This window comes from Methanosarcina sp. 1.H.A.2.2, assembly GCF_000979975.1.
Lineage (GTDB): Archaea > Halobacteriota > Methanosarcinia > Methanosarcinales > Methanosarcinaceae > Methanosarcina.
In genome coordinates this window covers 59,195-76,776 of the sequence record NZ_JJQL01000036.1, presented here as the reverse complement: position 1 = coordinate 76,776, position 17,582 = coordinate 59,195, and the positions used below count along the sequence as shown (strand labels likewise).

The 17,582-nt window shown below is 41.8% G+C and carries 15 protein-coding genes; 9 read left to right on the top strand and 6 right to left on the bottom strand.

The window, feature by feature from the left end:
• The first annotated feature begins 207 nt into the window (after nucleotides 1–207).
• A complete protein-coding gene (locus EO93_RS05515) occupies nucleotides 208–1,215 on the top strand; it encodes a cation diffusion facilitator family transporter (RefSeq protein WP_048161361.1) in 1,008 nt (335 codons plus the stop codon).
• Between the two features lie 70 nt (nucleotides 1,216–1,285).
• Here EO93_RS05515 and EO93_RS05510 read toward each other — a convergent pair whose 3' ends face one another.
• On the bottom strand, nucleotides 1,286–2,242 hold the full coding sequence (locus tag EO93_RS05510) for a beta-ribofuranosylaminobenzene 5'-phosphate synthase (RefSeq protein ID WP_048161360.1): 957 nt from the start codon (nucleotides 2,240–2,242) through the stop codon (nucleotides 1,286–1,288).
• 165 nt (nucleotides 2,243–2,407) lie between these two features.
• Between EO93_RS05510 and EO93_RS17280 the strand changes: the two genes are divergently transcribed.
• Entirely contained in the window at nucleotides 2,408–2,584 is a 177-nt protein-coding gene (locus EO93_RS17280) for a hypothetical protein (protein WP_156161241.1), read from the top strand.
• A gap of 497 nt (nucleotides 2,585–3,081) precedes the next feature.
• On the opposite strand, the gene gpmI is transcribed toward EO93_RS17280, so the two are convergent.
• Nucleotides 3,082–4,629, bottom strand: coding sequence for a 2,3-bisphosphoglycerate-independent phosphoglycerate mutase (gene gpmI, locus EO93_RS05500; RefSeq protein ID WP_048161358.1), 1,548 nt, complete (start codon nucleotides 4,627–4,629; stop codon nucleotides 3,082–3,084).
• A gap of 318 nt (nucleotides 4,630–4,947) precedes the next feature.
• Between gpmI and EO93_RS05495 the strand changes: the two genes are divergently transcribed.
• The 3 genes from EO93_RS05495 to EO93_RS05485 all read left to right on the top strand — a co-directional run bounded on the left by EO93_RS05495 (nucleotide 4,948) and on the right by EO93_RS05485 (nucleotide 8,357).
• The gene (locus EO93_RS05495; RefSeq protein ID WP_048161357.1) at nucleotides 4,948–5,550 is read left to right on the top strand and encodes an acetate uptake transporter; all 603 of its coding nucleotides are present in this window, start codon (nucleotides 4,948–4,950) and stop codon (nucleotides 5,548–5,550) included.
• 344 nt (nucleotides 5,551–5,894) lie between these two features.
• A complete protein-coding gene (locus EO93_RS05490; RefSeq protein ID WP_048134090.1) occupies nucleotides 5,895–6,734 on the top strand; it encodes a class I SAM-dependent methyltransferase in 840 nt (279 codons plus the stop codon).
• Nucleotides 6,735–7,433: 699 nt separating this feature from the next.
• The gene (locus EO93_RS05485; RefSeq protein ID WP_048161356.1) at nucleotides 7,434–8,357 is read left to right on the top strand and encodes a UbiA family prenyltransferase; all 924 of its coding nucleotides are present in this window, start codon (nucleotides 7,434–7,436) and stop codon (nucleotides 8,355–8,357) included.
• Between the two features lie 334 nt (nucleotides 8,358–8,691).
• On the opposite strand, the gene EO93_RS05480 is transcribed toward EO93_RS05485, so the two are convergent.
• Complete coding sequence (locus EO93_RS05480) at nucleotides 8,692–9,477, bottom strand: winged helix-turn-helix domain-containing protein (RefSeq protein WP_048161355.1); 786 nt, start codon at nucleotides 9,475–9,477, stop codon at nucleotides 8,692–8,694.
• 797 nt (nucleotides 9,478–10,274) lie between these two features.
• Nucleotides 10,275–11,891 carry a bifunctional phosphoribosylaminoimidazolecarboxamide formyltransferase/IMP cyclohydrolase gene (gene purH, locus EO93_RS05475; RefSeq protein WP_048134099.1) on the bottom strand — a complete coding sequence of 539 codons (1,617 nt, stop codon included), beginning with the start codon at nucleotides 11,889–11,891 and terminating at the stop codon, nucleotides 10,275–10,277.
• Nucleotides 11,892–12,296: 405 nt separating this feature from the next.
• Between purH and nth the strand changes: the two genes are divergently transcribed.
• Complete coding sequence (gene nth / locus EO93_RS05470) at nucleotides 12,297–13,001, top strand: endonuclease III (RefSeq protein WP_048134101.1); 705 nt, start codon at nucleotides 12,297–12,299, stop codon at nucleotides 12,999–13,001.
• Nucleotides 13,002–13,157: 156 nt separating this feature from the next.
• Here nth and EO93_RS05465 read toward each other — a convergent pair whose 3' ends face one another.
• Both EO93_RS05465 and cbiM read right to left on the bottom strand, forming a co-directional pair.
• Nucleotides 13,158–13,463, bottom strand: a complete 306-nt coding sequence (locus EO93_RS05465) for a PDGLE domain-containing protein (RefSeq protein WP_048161354.1) — start codon at nucleotides 13,461–13,463, stop codon at nucleotides 13,158–13,160.
• Nucleotides 13,460–14,125, bottom strand: a complete 666-nt coding sequence (cbiM, locus tag EO93_RS05460) for a cobalt transporter CbiM (RefSeq protein WP_048134106.1) — start codon at nucleotides 14,123–14,125, stop codon at nucleotides 13,460–13,462. The genes EO93_RS05465 and cbiM overlap by 4 nt, the downstream gene beginning before the upstream one ends.
• A 665-nt stretch (nucleotides 14,126–14,790) precedes the next feature.
• On the opposite strand from cbiM, the gene EO93_RS05455 reads away from it, so the two are divergent.
• The 3 genes from EO93_RS05455 (at nucleotide 14,791) to EO93_RS05445 (ending at nucleotide 17,531) form a co-directional block, all read left to right on the top strand.
• The gene (locus tag EO93_RS05455) at nucleotides 14,791–15,543 is read left to right on the top strand and encodes a class I SAM-dependent methyltransferase (protein ID WP_048161353.1); all 753 of its coding nucleotides are present in this window, start codon (nucleotides 14,791–14,793) and stop codon (nucleotides 15,541–15,543) included.
• Between the two features lie 301 nt (nucleotides 15,544–15,844).
• The gene (locus tag EO93_RS05450) at nucleotides 15,845–16,717 is read left to right on the top strand and encodes a nicotianamine synthase family protein (protein WP_048161352.1); all 873 of its coding nucleotides are present in this window, start codon (nucleotides 15,845–15,847) and stop codon (nucleotides 16,715–16,717) included.
• Complete coding sequence (locus tag EO93_RS05445; RefSeq protein WP_048161351.1) at nucleotides 16,710–17,531, top strand: nicotianamine synthase family protein; 822 nt, start codon at nucleotides 16,710–16,712, stop codon at nucleotides 17,529–17,531. The genes EO93_RS05450 and EO93_RS05445 overlap by 8 nt, the downstream gene beginning before the upstream one ends.
• Nucleotides 17,532–17,582 lie beyond the last annotated feature (51 nt).

The window sequence follows — 17,582 nt, the reverse complement described above, 5'->3', positions numbered from 1 at the left end:
ATTAATGCAGCCATCAACATTAAACAATTTGCAATTAATAATCTAATCACCTCTGGAACAGAGGGTAGAGCCTGCGGAGTTATTCTCAAAAGAGAGAGCTGTGAAGCAGGATGCCCGTCATTTCAATGACGGGTAGTTCACATTTTCGTTACATTGAATCCATTACTTGTGAAAGTCTCGTCGTCAGAGACATACAGGTAGGAAGGTCTGAGATTGACAAAATCTGAACCGGAGCATTCAGGAGAAGAACACTCATATTCCCATGCCCACGGAGTTGTGGACCCCGAACTTCTTTCCACGGATAGGGGGCTCTTTGCTGTCAAATGGTCCTTTGCCGGCTTGATGCTAACTGCGCTCTTTCAAATTCTTGTCGTCTTGGTTTCGGGAAGTGTAGCCCTTCTTGCCGATACCATTCATAACTTCGGGGATGCCGCAACTGCAATCCCACTGGGATTTGCCTTCCTGCTCTCCAGAAAAAAACCCAACAAAAGTTTTACTTACGGCTACGGCAGGGCAGAAGATCTCGCAGGTCTGTTAATTGTTTTCCTTGTCTTTCTCAGTGCTGCAGTTGCAGCTTATGAATCGGTTCACCGGCTTCTCTCCCCACAACCTGTTGATTATCTATGGGCTGTGGCTGCAGCTTCAATTATTGGTTTTCTGGGAAATGAACTTGTGGCAAAGTTCAGGATCAGGGTAGGAAAAGAAATTGGAAGCGCTGCCCTTGTTGCCGACGGATACCATGCCCGAGCAGACGGTTTTACCAGCCTTGCCGTGCTTTTCGGAGCCCTTGGTGTCTGGCTGGGGTATCCTCTCGCAGACCCGATAATCGGGCTCCTGATCACAGTTGCAATCCTCCGCATAGTATGGGAAGCAGGCAAATCTGTTTTTTCCCGCATGCTGGATGGGGTTGACCCTCGGATTGTTGATGATATCCGGCAGGTGGTCAGCCAGGTAAAAGATGTGAGGGATATTACAGAGATAAGAGTGCGCTGGTTAGGGCACAGGCTTTATGCTGAAGTTAACATCGCAGTAGAATCCGGACTCTCTGTTAAGGAAGGGCATGAGATCGCGGTAAACGTGCGGCATAGGATGCTTCATGGTCTGAATTACCTGTCAAACGCAGTTGTACACGTAGATCCTCTGGGAGCGTCCGGAGAGGCCTTTCATCGCATTCCGGGACATGACCCCGATATTCCACCTGCTAATTCTCACTGAACCTGGAGTATTCCGGACTTTAAAAGACATCAAAATTCTTTAACCCGGAATTTAGCTCAGACTTTAAATATCAGACTTTAGAGACCTCTGCCCCGCTGTTCTTTGCTCGAGTCATCATTGTGATTCCACCTACCGATTCATCAAGCATTTTCTGGACTTCTGCCTGAAGTTGCCTGCCTTCTTCCCTGTTATCCACAAAGGCATAAACTACAGGTCCAAAAGAGCTTACTCCGGCTCCGTAACTCCGGCTGCGCATAAAGGAGGCAATGTTCTTCACGAAGTCGGGCCAGATCAGGCTCTCCCTTTTGTTAAAACCTACTGTCTGGACATGGTTTACCGCAGCCCCGAAGTTTTCAATGTCCCCCTCTATTACTGCAGGCATCATCTTCATGAGTACCATATGTACAACCTCCCTGACCTCCTCTATCGGGAGGGGACAGAATTCCTGAAACACATTGATCTCTTGCTGGTCATACATGCCTTTCTCATTGGGAACTGCAATAACTATATCCCAATCAGGGAAATCTTCTCTGAAAAGTACAGGTCCGGGCGGCACCCTGCTGGCGGCCGAAGGCATAAAAGCTCCTTTGTCTTTGAACCTGTGCCCTCCATCAACTATGAATCCCCCCTTCTCAAAAGCAGTTACTCCTATACCCGAGGTTCCTCCCCTTTTTACTGCAAATGCAAGTTCTCTAACGCTTTTTCCAAGCCCGTACAGTTCATTCACAGCTGCTGCCGCAGCCAGGGCAGACTGGGTACCTGATCCAAAGCCCACATGAGCAGGAATCAGTTCTTCTACATGAATTCTGACCCCTTTTCCTTCTGGAAGCAGGGATTCTGCGGCTTTTCTCATGCGGTCGGCAAATCCCTGAAGCCCCTCGATCTTGATTCCATCAGCTTCTACTGCAGTAACTTTTATGTTAGGGGAGGAAAGGGTCAGCCCTGCTCCCCCATCCACCCTCCCGATCTCACCATTCATATCGATAAGGGTTATGTGAAGCCGACTGGGAGTAGTTATTTTGATCATGTGTAGTACAACCCCAAAGAGTACATTTGTGGTTTTTATAATATGTTCACGATATTTACTTTCTATTGTAGCTGCTGATATTTAATCTTTTTAAAAAAATCCTGCCTGGAAAGTCAGTATTGATTATAAAAACCGATGCAGGGAACTCTTTAAAAAAATGAGTTTATGAGAAAAGAACCGGGCAGAAACCCAAATGAAATAAAATCAGTAATAAAAAGTATTAACGAAACCCCACTAAATATGAATAGATATAATGAGTTAGGGAAGAGAATGAGAAGAATTCGAAGAGCGACAGAAAAAACCGGTAAGAAAACAACAGGTCATCCATTGTTACCTGGTTGATGTTTTTGAGTACAAAAAAACAACGTCAGCTCTGGCGGAGGCGCTTATTTTACTGTGAATTGAAAATCGGTTCCCAGGGAAAGGAAAGTATTATCTCAGCCCTTGGGATATTTCTTAAGTATTTGATCTTTCTTAATTGCAGGATTGGTTTGCCGATTTTGTTTTATCTGTTTTACAGGCCGGCTCATGCCCAGTGTGGCGCATGGGAAGAAAACTAAAAGATTCCTTCCTGGATTCCGGAATAGATCAACCAATTAATCAGGAACCACCCCCCCAACAGGAAAAAAATAGAATTAAACCGAAAAAAGGCAAATATTAAAAACCGCAGAAAAATCTTAAGGGTGCAAACAGGAAGAAAAGAAAATGAGAACTGAAATCTAAAGAGAAAAAGAGAGAGTGAAAAGAAGCAAAAAGAAAATTAAATGAAAATAAAAAGCACTGGTTTTTTTCGTTACTGCTTCCTTTCCTTACTATTGCCCTTAACTTTATCTTTACCGTCACTCTTTTACAACTAACGATTTGCCTTTCATATCTTCGGGTTTAGGGACCCCGAGAAGATCCAGGAGAGTGGGAGCAAGGTCAGACAGTTTCCCGTTCTCAAGGGCTTTTACTTCGCCGTTTCCTGCGTAAATGCATCTGACATTATTTGACGTATGAGCTGTATGCGGCTCTCCTGTATGCGGATTTTCCATCTGTTCGGCATTTCCGTGGTCTGCAGTTATAAGTGCTACACCCCCTGCATTTTCCAGAGCCTCCGTAATCCTGCCCACGCAGTGATCCACAGTTTCTACTGCCTGTACAGCGGCTTCAAAAATTCCGGTGTGCCCGACCATATCCATATTTGCGAAATTGAGTATAATTACATCATACGTTCCTGACTGAATTCTCCTGATCACCTCATCCGCAACTTCATATGCACTCATCTCGGGCTTGAGGTCATAGGTGGCAATCTTCGGCGAGGGAATCAGGCAGCGATCTTCCCCCTCATAGCATTTTTCCTGTCCGCCGTTCAGGAAAAAGGTCACATGGGCGTATTTCTCGGTTTCTGCAATTCGAAGCTGGACAAGCCCTTGCTTGCTAAGTACTTCTCCAAGCACATTTTCCAGTTTTTCAGGTGGAAAGGCAATAGGCAAATCCAGAGTTTCATCATACTGTGCCATGCAGACATAGTGAACCTTCGGGTGTTTTTCCCTGACGAAACCTTCAAAATCATCTTTTACAAAAGCCCAGGTAAGCTGACGTGCCCGATCAGGCCTGAAATTGAAGAAGATTATTGAATCATTGTCCTGTATGACTGCCTCAGGATTCCCTTCAGGGTCAGTGACTATAGTGGGTTTTACAAATTCGTCAGTTTCTCCCCTATCATAGGCTTCAGAAACTGCAGTTTCAGCATTAATGGCTGTATGCGGGGCTACCCCACGAGTCAGGGCATCATAGGCAAGTTTTGTCCTCTCCCAGCGCGTATCCCGGTCCATTGCGTAGTAACGCCCTGATACTGTCGCGATCCTGGCACTCCCGCTTTTCTTACAAAACGCATCAAGTTCCCTGATATCTGCAAGAGCAGCTTTAGGGGGTACGTCCCTCCCATCCAGAAAAGCATGTATGTATACTTTTTTTAGCCCATTTTCCTGTGCAAGTTTGATAAGGGCATGAAGGTGGGTCATATAACTGTGAACGCCTCCGTAAGAGACAAGCCCCATGAGGTGCAGGCTTGAATCATTGCGCTTTGCGTTTGAAATTGCATTCAGCAAAACAGAGTTTTTGAAAAAGTCTCCGTTCCTGACAGAGAGGTTTATTCTTGTAAGGTCCTGGTAAACAACTCTTCCTGCCCCTATATTCAGATGGCCGACTTCAGAGTTCCCCATCTGACCTTCTGGCAGACCTACGGCTTCCCCTGATGATTCTAAAAAACACCATGGGTATTCTTTCAACAGGCGATCGAGGTTTGGAGTTCTGGCTGCCAGAATAGCATTTCCTTCTTCGGCTTCCCTGTAGCCCCAGCCATCAAGGATCATAAGCATAAGAGGTCTTCTTGCCTGAGTCATATGAAGGGAATTCCACACATGTTCATAAATAGCTTGTTATGAAACTTCATAATATCCGATCATAAGAGGATCTAATAGCTGCTTATGAAACTCCATAATATCCGATCATAAGAGGATCTAATAGCTGCATATAAAATTATGTATTATATATTTATGATGTATTGAAAATTTATTTACTGTCCGTAAATATAAGTATTAATAATTACATACTAAATTAAAAGGTAAAAAGAGACATCAAAAAAGGCAGAGTGTCTCTATGTAGTTTTTATAGGAAGTTCAGGCGAAATCTCCGATTAACGGGAAGGAGGATTGGATTTTATGAGTCAAAGCGTCAAAGATATTACAAATATTAGTAGTGTAAAGATAGCGGATTTAACCGCAAACCCTGCTCCTCTGGGTTTGATGGGTTTCGGAATGACAACTGTGCTTTTGAATATACACAATGCAGGCTTCTATCCGATGAATTCGATGATCCTATCTATGGGCATTTTCTATGGTGGATTAGCTCAGGTCATTGCAGGGATTGAGGAATGGAAAAAAGGCAATACGTTCGGAGCCACGGCTTTTACATCATATGGGCTTTTCTGGCTTTCTCTTGTGGGCCTTGTTTTAATCCCTAAGCCTGAAGGCTATTCAATGTTTGCTACTGAGGCGTTCCCATTTGCCGCATACCTCTTCATGTGGGGAGTTTTCACCCTTTTCATGTTCATAGGCACACTAAAAGGCTCAAGGGCTCTCTCTGTTGTTTTCCTGACTCTTACAATCCTGTTCTTCTTGCTGGCCGCAGGAAACTACCTTGGCAGTGCAGCAATACTCAAAATCGCTGGTTATGAAGGAATCCTTACAGGACTTTCCGCAATCTACACAGCCATGGGCCAGGTACTGAACGAGGCTTACGGGAAAAAGATGGTTCCTCTCTGAAAAAGCGTGTGACAGTTAAGGAATATTTTTTCGGGCTCTTAAGCCCGGATTTTTTTTATATTAAACTTTCATACTCATTTATTCTCCATTATCTATTTTATCAGCTATTTTTAGTGGGCTTATTTTTTTGACTATATCTATTTATTAGCTCTTTTTATCGCCTATTTTTTGTGTATATTTTTTGCCCATTTTTATCGCGGTCATTTAGTTCGGATCGCTTTTTGACATAGAGTATTTGGTTTCATATATTTATGATATTTTTTAGAAAAATACTTATTTCTTAATACGCATTTATTTTTTTATATTATCCGTATTAAAACTAAGCAAATTAACGAGGAAGCAGAATGGATATAAAAATCGACTGGAATGAGCTCTGGAAAGAAAGAATGGAGTTGCAGAGTAAAACGCAGATGAATACTGATTGCACAAACATGTGGAAAAGGAAAGAGAACGCCAGACGTTTCTGGGAAATGTCTCTGGAAAATAAGGATAGGATTGAAAAAACCCTGACTGGGATGGTTCTTTCCCCGGAGTCCAGAGTCCTTGACATCGGGGCAGGCCCCGGAAGCCTGGCAATTCCTCTTGCGGAGAGAGTTGCACATGTAACAGCAGTCGAGCCTGCAGAAGGGATGATGGAGATTCTGAAACAAAATATCGAGACTTACGGAATAAGGAATATCGATTGCGTCTATAAAGACTGGGAAACTGTTGATACAGAGCCTGACCTCTGCCCCCCTTATGATGTCGTGTTTGCATCTTACTCCCTGGGCATGAAAGATATCCGGGCCTCAATCCAAAAAATGATTGACGTGTCTTCAGGATATGTTTACCTTTACTGGTTTGCAGGAGATACGTCCTGGGACATACACTCTCGAAAACTCTGGCCCATCCTGCACGAGTGTGAGTACAGGCAGGGCCCAAAGGCAGACGTTCTTTACAACGTACTCTACGATATGGGAATCTATCCAGATGTGAAAGTATTTCCTTTTGAACACAAAAACCGCTTTAAAAATCTCGAAGAAGCTCTTGAGCACTTTAAGCCTCAATATGCCGCATTTTCGCCTGAGCAGGAAGAAATTCTCAGGTCTTACCTTCAGGAAGTACTTGAGGAAGAGAATGGGGCTCTCGTACAGAAGGGCTGGAGTACAAGGGTAAAGATGTGGTGGAAAGTCTCTGCCTTTTAAAAGAAAAAGATTTCGAGTACAATAATTCAAATGTCCCTTGCGGGATAAAATATATATGTGAATATTATTACTAAAAATAGTTTACGAAACTGAGATATAGTAGTATTTCACGTGCGCCCTCCGTGAAAACTTCCACATATAAGGTTCAGACAAGGTCTTTTTGCCCTCCATAAAAAAAGGGAGGGCAAAGTTATCATGCCCTCTTTTGCTTGTGTTTTTGCATATTTTTGCCTGTATTTTTTCCCGAACTCTGGCGCTTGCTCAAAGAGATGAGATACAAAGCGCAACCATAAAGATCCCGAAATCCATTCCCGTGCTACTCAGGATCTGATGTTTCACAAAAATTATGTATGTTATCGTTAGGAAAATTGTCAATCCGGCGACAACCTCATTTTGGGTCATTTTTGTTTTCACGAAGATTAAATATTCGTTATAAATTTGCCGTCGACACTCAGAGTACAGGGTTGATCCTGTAGAATTACACGTTTTTTGCGCGTTCAAGTTTTTAGAATAACGTATCCCGTTGCTTTTTTTAAAAAGTTCTGATCGAATAGTTTATCTGTATAAATATAATTGATAGTTAATCCACACAATTGTTAGTTCAATGAGATACAAATTGTTTAATGGTTTATTCATTATACAGATCTGCCCATATTATAGTGAAATAATTATATTTAAAAGTCAGACTGTATTAGTTTCATGAGCTCCAATGAATTTTCTGGAAGTTTTGGACACATTTTCAAGCACCGTAGAACGACTAACCCTGAATGTAAAAAGGAAAATGCCACTATTGAACTGTTGAAAAGTTCTATTTTAGTTGCATTCTCAGGTGCATTAAGAATACACCTCGCATTTCTATTACTCCATATTCAATCAAGTATACTAACCTGCATTGCAGGTGGTCTAATAATTTATACTGTATACACACTTGACAGAGCTTTGGGAGCCGAAGAAGACACCGTAAACCGGACGGAACTGAATGGCTCGAATAAAAAAGTTGGACTCGCGATTTCACTGCTGGCTTTTATTATAGGAACTTATATACTGGCAAAAGAGGGAATTCTTACACTTGCGTTCATACCTTTCATAACTGGCTATCTTTACAGTAAAGGCATAAAAATCGGCAAGTTCGCTTTGAAACTCAAAGGAGGACTTGGAATTAAGAATATTGTTGTGGGGCTTACATGGGGTATTTTTATTGCAGGCCTTGCAGGCAGTGGGTGTGGGAATCTGGTTCCTATTGTTCTGGTTTTTATTTTCTTTGGAGTCAAACTCTTTATTAACTCTGCCATCTATGATTTCAAGGACATTAAAGGAGATACTCTTGCAGGTATCAAGACCCTTCCCGTGAGCCTCGGAACACAGAAAACCCGCAATCTTCTTACTGCCATGCACCTTCTCTCCCACCTGGCACTCGGGATTGCCCTTATCCATGGAGTCCTTGCTTTCGAACCCCTTATAGTTCTCTACAGTTTCATTTGCGGGCTGATATGCATCCAGAACTTTACAAATTCTGAGGATGAGAAACTTTCTTCCAGAAAACTTGAAAGGACTTTTCTTGTGGACGGAGAATCAACTTCGATTCTTGGACTCAGGATGATTGCAAGCGCTCTGATTGCATAAGACCTGACTGTACAAAAGATTCTAATAAAAAAACTATGATAAAAGACTCGATCTGATACTTTATCTGATACTTTATCTGATATTTGATCCGATACTTGATCCGATACTTGATCTGATACTTGATCTGAGAATACATCTGGAGCCTGATGTAATATTAAAACGTTTACAAAAAGTATTAGTAAAAGAGATCTGTCGAAAGCCTGGTTAAATAGGCTTTAAGCAGGTTAGACTGAAGATCGAGCGTCTTCAGCCATACTTCCAATTCTGTTTTTCAGCATTTTCCTCTTTAGACTCTCGGAAGATCTGTTACCTCAGGACATTACAACCCTTCAGTTTACAGACTCTTTATCTCGACTGCACTCTCTTTGTAATGTTTAAAAAGGTCTTCTCCCCATTTAAGTGATAAAGAATCAAAACCCACAAGGTCACTTCTCGGGTCAAAGGTTCCATTTTTGAAAAACAGTGAGAGTGACATAAACCTGTCTGTTACGACAAAAGCTACCTTTGCGCTGTCGTAGACATGGAAACTTGTGTGTTTGTACTTAAGAAACTCTTCAATTTCAGCGTTATGCTCGCTTTTTATTTTAAAAAAGACATTTGGTGTAACAATTATGGAGATCGGGATGTTCCTGCGGGCCATCTCAAAAAACATCGATGGATAGCTGGGAAGGAAAATGGATGCAAACCCCATAAAACGACCGGAAGTCAGGACATTTTCCATGAACGCCTTATGGGAATCATAAATATGTTCATGTTCGTCCTTTATAACTCTGCACTCCTTTAGCTCTTGAATTCTATTTAGCAACATATCAGGAACTGCTATAAGGTCATGTTCTCTCCAGAAGTCTTCGTTTGCTTCGATAGCTGTCAGAGTGTCAAGGAAAGGTTTGTAATATATAGCTGCAACTTTCCCCAGAGAAGTCAGCTGATACAGTCCTTCCTGTCTGACAATTAAATTCGCGGTTTCCATTTCCTTCAGGCGAGGTAGAATCTCCGGTGATTTTACATCGAAGTAGTCCCTGATCTCCGAAAGGGTTTTTGGGCTCCCCTGAAGTAGAAATAAAATATCTTTTCGTTTTTCAGAAAAGGTTAGAATGCTTAAAAGTCCAGTTGATTTCACACATATCAGCCCGTGATTTTTTATAATGTATTTAGAGAAATTGGAGAGTTATTATGGAAAAATAAGTTCTCCGACTTTGATTTGAAGCGAAGGTAATTTGATTTTTTTAATTTTTATCATCTTTTATATTGAATTGAGGTGGCAGTTATATCAGGGTGATATAATATTGCTAGAATGGTATACGAATTCAAGATATATTATCTTTTTCAAGAGTAGACTTGATTCTTAATAATTTTTGATGATATTTAGAGATTATATGTACCAGTCTTTCGAAAACGTAAGATATCCAGTTGGGAAATATTTAACACTTTACAAAAAATATTCGTGTGATAATGATATAAAATGATTCTACTAATATACGGATTAAAGCTACATATTCAGCCAGCAGGCTGAAAATCATGGATAAAAAATTGATATTTGATGTAGCCTTTCGAGAAATTATTAATGAAAGTACGCAAATCCAGCAGTGAAATAAATGTGTACGCAAATGTATTAATTAATTAAAAAAGTAATTGGTTAATTAAACCCTCATATACAGCACACTTAAGTAAGAATAGATAAAAACTTCAACTCCGGCAAAGCTATTATCTTTAAAATCATGCTGTTCTGAAAAATAAGCTTAAACTGCCGTTCTGAAAAATAAGCTTCAACTGAGATTCTGAAAAATAAGCTTAAAATGAGATTCTGAAAAATAAGCTTAAAATGAGAATGTACCCTGCCCTTAAATGCAGGGTACTCGAGTTTTTACATTGAGCTCAAGTGTATACCTTGAGTTTTTCGTTGTCTTTACTGAGATTTCAATGAAGGAAATGCCGCATGCCTGTAAAAACCAGGGAAACTCCAAGTCGGTTTGCAGTAGCAATAACCTCATTGTCCCTGATCGACCCACCGGGGGAAACAATATAGCGGATGTTGTTTTCTGCTGCATAGACTACGCTATCATCAAAGGGGAAGAAAGCGTCTGATGCCATTACACATTCTAACATAATCTTCTGGCAGTACTCTTCGAAGGGTGCAGCAGGCTGCTCACGTTCATAGATTACCTTTAGATTTTCAACTGCCTTTGTAGCTGCCAGTTTGCGGATCGAGTCCACCCTGTTAGGCTGCCCTGCTCCCATACCCAGTGCCATGAAGTATCCAGGTTCGTATTCGTGAGCAAGGGTCACAGCATTGGATTTTGTAGCTTTGCAGGCTTTAAGGCAGAACTCCGAGAGGGCGCGTTTGTCCTCAGGATAGGGGATCTCAGTAACATACTCCCATTTTTCGTAGATCCCCATATCACGGCTCTGCTTAAGCATGCCCCCGATTACGTATTTGTAGGTGTATTCCGTCCCGAAAACCTCTCTGAGTTCCGGAAGTTTCAGGAGCCTCAGATTTTCACTTTTATTTTTCAGGTATTCAAGGGCATCAGGCTTGAAGTCAGGGGCGAGGATGATTTCGACGAATTTCCCATTCAGAAAAGTTGCAGCTTCAAGGTCAAAAGTCTCGTTTGTACAGATTATGCTTCCGTAAGCCGAAATCGGGTCTCCGTCCCAGGCAGCCTGCAGAGCCTGTAAGAGTGTGCCTCCAGTAGCAAGTCCGCATGGGTTATTGTGTTTTACAATTACCACAGCCGGAGAAGTATTTCCCAGTTCTTTGACCGTCTGAAGAGCATTGTCGGCGTCTACATAGTTGTTGTAGGAAAGTTCTTTCCCGTGCAACTGGGCAGCTTTTGCCAGACTCGGACCTTCAATTTTAGGGTCTTTAAAAAAAGAGGCTTCCTGATGCCAGTTCTCCCCATAGCGAAGTTTTACGCCATTGGTATATTTCAGGCGCAGTACATCTTCTCCAAGCAGGGTCCTGCTCAGATAAGTATCAATGGCTGCATCATAATCAGCCGTATGCCTGAAAGCTTTAACCGCAAGATCAGCACGGGTTTTGTCGGAGATAATTCCGCTTGAGCGCAGTTCCGTAAGGACATGCCCGTAGTCCGAAGGGTCAGATATCACCGTTACCGAGCGATAGTTCTTGGCTGCCGAGCGGAGAAGGGTAGGACCCCCGATATCTATGTTTTCGATGGCTTCTTCAAGTTCCACACCCTCTTTGGAAACCGTTACTTCAAAGGGGTACAGGTTTACGGCCACCAGATCGAGGAGGGAAATGTCTTCTTTTGCGGCCTCCGCCATCTGTTCTTTGCTGTCCCGCAGGCATAAGAGCCCACCATGAATTCTCGGGTGGAGAGTTTTGACTCTTCCCCCCATCATCTCCGGATAGCCTGTGACTTCCGCGACATCAGTAACCTCGATACCGGCATCACGAAGAATTTTCGCAGTCCCGCCTGTTGAGATGATCTTCACGCCGAGTGCTTCAAGCCCGCGTGCAAATTCCGTAATTCCTGTCTTGTCTGAAACGCTGAGCAATGCCCTTTTTACCAAAAAATCACCAATATATTTGGTTTAAAAATTATTAGCTATAAAACTTATGGTTTACATATTATTTTATTAATAAGAAACTTTTTTTATTGAAAAAAATCAGAGTTTAATTCCTCAAATACAACATTTCGGTTAACATTTAATCATGAATCTCTTGAGGTTCTAGTTCTTTAAGTTGTTGGTATTTTGGAACTATTTTTTCTGCCCCTCTACCATCAGAAACTTCTTTCAGGAAAAATTCAGATGAAATTCTTATTGCCTGGAAATAGAAAGAATAAGTGGTATAGGGGGATAGGGGTACAGAGTCATGGCCCGGAAAAGGTCAAATAAAAAGAGATCCAGATGCCTTTAAGAAACCTGTTCTTGTGGTTAAGGCCGGGAAAATAAACACGGTAATGGAGTTCTTTGATGCCGGAGAAAAAACCGAAGAAATTGACACCTAATGAGCCCTTGCAGGAGTATGATATTCCTGACAACAGGCATAATTTTGACCGGGTATGGGCGCTTTTAAAGGAAGAGTACCCGGATGCAAAACCTTCTCTTAACTACAGCAACCCGCTGGAACTTCTTGTAGCAACCGTGCTCTCTGCTCAGTCAACGGATGTCCAGATTAACAGGGTAACTGAAAATTTGTTCAAAAAATACAGGACTGCCGAAGACTATGCCAGCGCAGACATAAGGGAACTTGAAATTGACATTTATTCCACAGGATTTTACAAAAACAAAGCAAAAAATATCAAAGCTACTGCGCAATTGATTGTCGAACGCTACGGTGGAGAAGTCCCGGAGACCATGGAAGAACTGGTAACCCTTCCCGGTGTTGGAAGAAAAACCGCAAATATAGTGCTTGCCAGGGCTTTTGGAGTAATAGAAGGGATTGCCGTCGATACCCACGTAAAAAGAGTATCAGGGAGGCTGGGCTTTACCAGGCACTCAGACCCGGTAAAAATTGAACAGGACCTTATATCACTTGCCCGAAAAGAAGATCTTGATTCAATTTCCATGACCTTTATTTATCACGGGAGGAAAGTTTGCCAGGCAAGAAAACCCAGATGCCATGTTTGTGTTGTAAAAGAGCTGTGTCCTTCCAGTATAATATTTATTGATGAGTAACCAGTGGAAGTTTTGTTCATGGGACACAAAAATATATTGATTGAAGAGAATATGGAAAAAAGCCTGCTGAAATACAGGACTTATGAAAAACTACAATGAAAAACCGCCTCTCCCCGAAAGAAGGGCGGATTTTCAAAATGGATAACGATTTTTTGCTCAGGCCTTTCTATTGAACACTTTTCCAAACCCGAAACAGATTGCCAGTACCGCTATAGTCCCTATGGCAATCGCCATAACTTCTCCACTTTTTCCCATACCTTCAATTGAATAGTCAGGCATTGGAGAACTTACTGCAGGTTCCATTTCTTCAAGTTGAGACATCTTTGATTCTTCAATAATGCCACCTGCTGCACTTTCAAGCCCATCGGGGTCTGGAGATGCGAGGAAGGGAGCCAGAACCGAAAGCAGAAGCGCAATTGCAATTCCAGCATAAAAGAATTTCAGGTTAGAGTTTCCGCTCATGCGTGAACCTCCTTCTTAGACTTATCCGATTTGACAGTGAAACTATCCTCAAGGAGATCAGGGCGGGATTTTGCAATCGCGGTGATTACAACTGCAGTGATCAGTCCCTCACCAATAAAACCAATTATCAGGTGATAGGTACCCATTGCCATAAGTCCCGTATCCAGGGGGAAGGTGCCCGCAAGCCACATCTGAACAGCACAGACCATTGCAGAGATAAAGAGCCCGAGCCAGGCGCCCCCGAAAGCTGCGACACTTGTGCCCACACTCTTGCGAAGGGCAGCATAAGTATAATACCCAACAAACCCGGAAACAACGCCCATATTCAGGATGTTTGCACCCATTGTGGTGATCCCACCGTCACCAAAGGCAAAACCCTGCACGAGCAGCACAAGCGTTAGTACGAGAACTCCTGCCCAGGGGCTTCCGAAAACAATTGCCACAAGGGCTGCCCCGACCATGTGTCCGCTAGTCCCCATCCCTATAGGAATATTCATTGCCTGGATAGCAAAGATTCCTGCTGCAAGGGCAGCGAGAATCGGTACTTTCATCTCGTCAAGCTCTTTTCGTGCCCATCTCATAGACATTATAATGAAAGGAAGGGCAATAACCCAGTAAATAACTGCCTGGCTTAAAGGTATAAACGAATCAGGTATATGCATATTTCATTTCCTCTTTCTATATTTAAATTTTAATTTACCCACTTGAGACTTTTTAGAGACTTTTTAATATATTCTGGAATCATCAAAATTTAGATTTGTTTTCAGTATCTTGTGACCGTAATAGATCAAAAACTCAGAAGAGATTACAAAGGCTCCTCCTTGTTCCCGGCGTACATCCAAAAAATATTTTTAAGAATATTTTTCAGATGAGGATAAAAATCCCATAAAACAAAATTTGTAGAATTTTATAATGTGAATAAAGATCAGTTTATTAATCTATTATTACTGTTACTGTCATTCATTTTGGAACAAATTCTTTAAAGATTTTCCTATATCTTAGATAATTCAGTATTACATATATACATTTTGGTATTATTTTTTTAGACAATTATTTAGGGAAGTCATCTTCAGGACCTGTGTTTTTATTTTTAAATCAGATTAAATATCCCCATATTACCCACCAAGTCGAATATATATTCGCAGAAAAAAAGTTGGTGTTAATTTACATAGCCCCCATTTTTCAATGTATTTTTGATTTTTGCATAGTTGCCTTTTTATGCCATTAAGTAATATATACTCATTCGATTTAAAGTTTTAGTAATATTTGTTGTGAAAAAAAAGTACATTGGTATATTGCCAGATTTGTATAATATGGAGGAGTATTTATAGACTGCAAGAAAGTTATTGCCAATTACTGGAATTTCAGGTCTTCCACTTACAAAAATGGGGTAAATGGCTTTGATGAAGAAGAACGCACTGTCTGGAAACAAATATTTGAAAATTCCCTGGATTCCGGCAAGCGTTTAAAAGTACTGGATGTGGGAACAGGCACTGGTTTTCTCGCACTCCTTTTTGCCGAGATGGGGCATGAGGTAACAGGCATAGACATTTCCGCAGGCATGTTAGAGAAAGCAAGGAATAATTCAGATAATATGGGTATTGAAATTGATTTATTCCACGGAGACGCGGAAAATCTGCCTTTTGAGGACGGTCATTTTGACCTGGTTGTGAGTAAATACCTGCTCTGGACCCTCCCGGAGCCTTCCTGTGCAATTCGCGAATGGAAAAGAGTCCTTAAACCGGAAGGCATGATTTTTGCCATCGATGGCAACTGGTTTGATCCCCGACCAGACAAACGTATCAAAAGAAGGCTTTCCGAGTTTGCTGCAAGGTTTGCAAAAAAGAACCAGTACAATCTGATTTTCAAGGACTGCTACGGCCCAATAAGGAATTCCCTCCCCTTCTATGAAAAAATGAGTCCGGAGAATGCTTCACTTCTCTTTTCTGAAACCGGATTTGTGAACACTGCAATCAATCCTCTCCGGGAGGTTCAGGAGTTTCAAAAAAATAGGCACTCATTCTCGCAGAGGCTTCTGGGGGATAACTCCATTTTTTTGATATCAGGGCAGAAAAAGTGAGGTTAAGCCTCTCTGACCGGCATTTTTTAATCAAAACTTTCCCTAAAATGCCCCAACATTTTTATAATCACTCCGTTAACAATCTATTTTTTTGTATTTTCTTATTATATTTATGAGTTTTATTAAGATCTCTTACATTTTTCCTCATATTTTTTACATAATACAACAAAACTTTTTATCATACATACTTGTCGAAAATTATGCAAAACTTTATATGTGAATCTTGAAAACTGCCCATAAAATATGCACATATTACATTTTTTGTAATTCATTGTTGAGGAATAACGAGGGATCTAATCTCATGAACAGCTTACTGAGTGCTGAAGACAACAATTTTCCATTCAAATTTCAGGAATATGAGCCGCAATTATACGACATAAGGTCTCACATATTGCATTTTTACAGCAATATTAAAGATCTGGATTTAAGTACAAAGGCAGAGGCGAATCTTTCCGACCTTTATGAAATCTTCTCCGAACTGGATGAACTTGGGCATCGGGATGTTGCTGAAGATCTCTGCCAGGCCTTACTCAGGGACCCGTTGATCAGATCCTTACTTCCCGCTGTCTACACCAGTTACACCCATTTTTTCAGCCTGCACGAGACCCATCTTGCACGAAAAATTCTGGACTGCAAAGAACCCTGGGAAATGCTGGAGTCTTTTCCCCTGTATTCCAGATACGAAGATATGATTAAAACCCATGTCCAGAATTCCCCCAAAATTGAAGTGCTGGCTTTTATAGGCTGCGGCCCCCTTCCTGTTACCCTGCTAATTTTTAGTAAACTATACGGCATCCGCTGTATCGGCGTAGATAAGGATCCCGAAGCAGTGGTACTGGCAAAAAGTTGTGTAAAGCACTTTGGCCTCGAAAAAGAAATCAGTATTGTCGAGGGAGATGAAAATATACTTGCAGAACTCGACTGGGACTCTGTGCTTGTAGCAGGGCTCGCTGAACCCAAACAACACATCTTTAGGAACCTCCATTCGATTATAAAAAATCGAAAGTCAGAACCTGAAAATCCAACCTCGGTGTGCTACCGTAACTATAGCGGAATGAGGCAGTTGCTCTACTGGCCAGTCCAACCGGACCAGACCACGGGTTTTCGAAAAATAACTGAAATCTACCCTTCTGGCAAGGTAAACAATACCCTGGTCTTCATGGAGTGTGAATAACATCCCGAAAATCGATACCGCGCCCTTAATTGCCGAACTTTGGCAGATTTCTGTTATGGTAAATGATCTTGGAAAGGAAGAGATTCTGGAAAGCTCCTCTGAAGAACTGCATTCCATATTTATAAGGCTGGATGAACTTGCAGCCCTAAATGTAGATGAAAAGTCTACTGATGCAATCCTTAAAAGCCCGGATTTTAATTATCTGATGGATGCGATCTCTCGCTTTCGATTTTTATATAACCTGAAACTTGAGATTGAAAAAGCAAAAAGCCTTCTTGAAAGCTCGAATCCGTGGAAAACTCTCCGGAATTTTACATTTTACCCGAACTACCTGCAGCTTGCCAGGACCGAATATACAGATTCCGGCTTGGAACCCAACGACTGTGTTCTTTTTCTTGGCAGCGGCCCTCTCCCCCTGAGTCTGATAGTGCTCTGCAGCGAATACGGCCTTTCCGGAATAGGAATTGAGCAGGATGGAAAAAGGGCAAGCCTCTCCCGAGAGGTAATTGCCCGCCTTGGTCTTTCCGAAAGCATCAAGATAATAGAAGGAAACCACTTCATCCTGCCCCTTAAAATCAGCTGTGACCTTTACATGGTCGCTGCCCAGGCTGAACCCAAAAAGGAGGTATTCGAACACCTTGCAAAAGTCATTCCTGAGGGGAGCAAAGTCTCCTACCGCCTCTACGAAAAAGGTCTTCGGAGAGTTCTGGACGATAGTTCCCTCTTTGAGCTGCCTTCAGGATTTGAAGAATACCTCAGGGTTCAGCCGGAACCTCCAGTTAATAATACGGTTGTATTTCTGAAAAAAAGATGAAAACCTCTGGAGATCTGCAGAAAACGAGTTTCAAAAACGATACAACTCTAG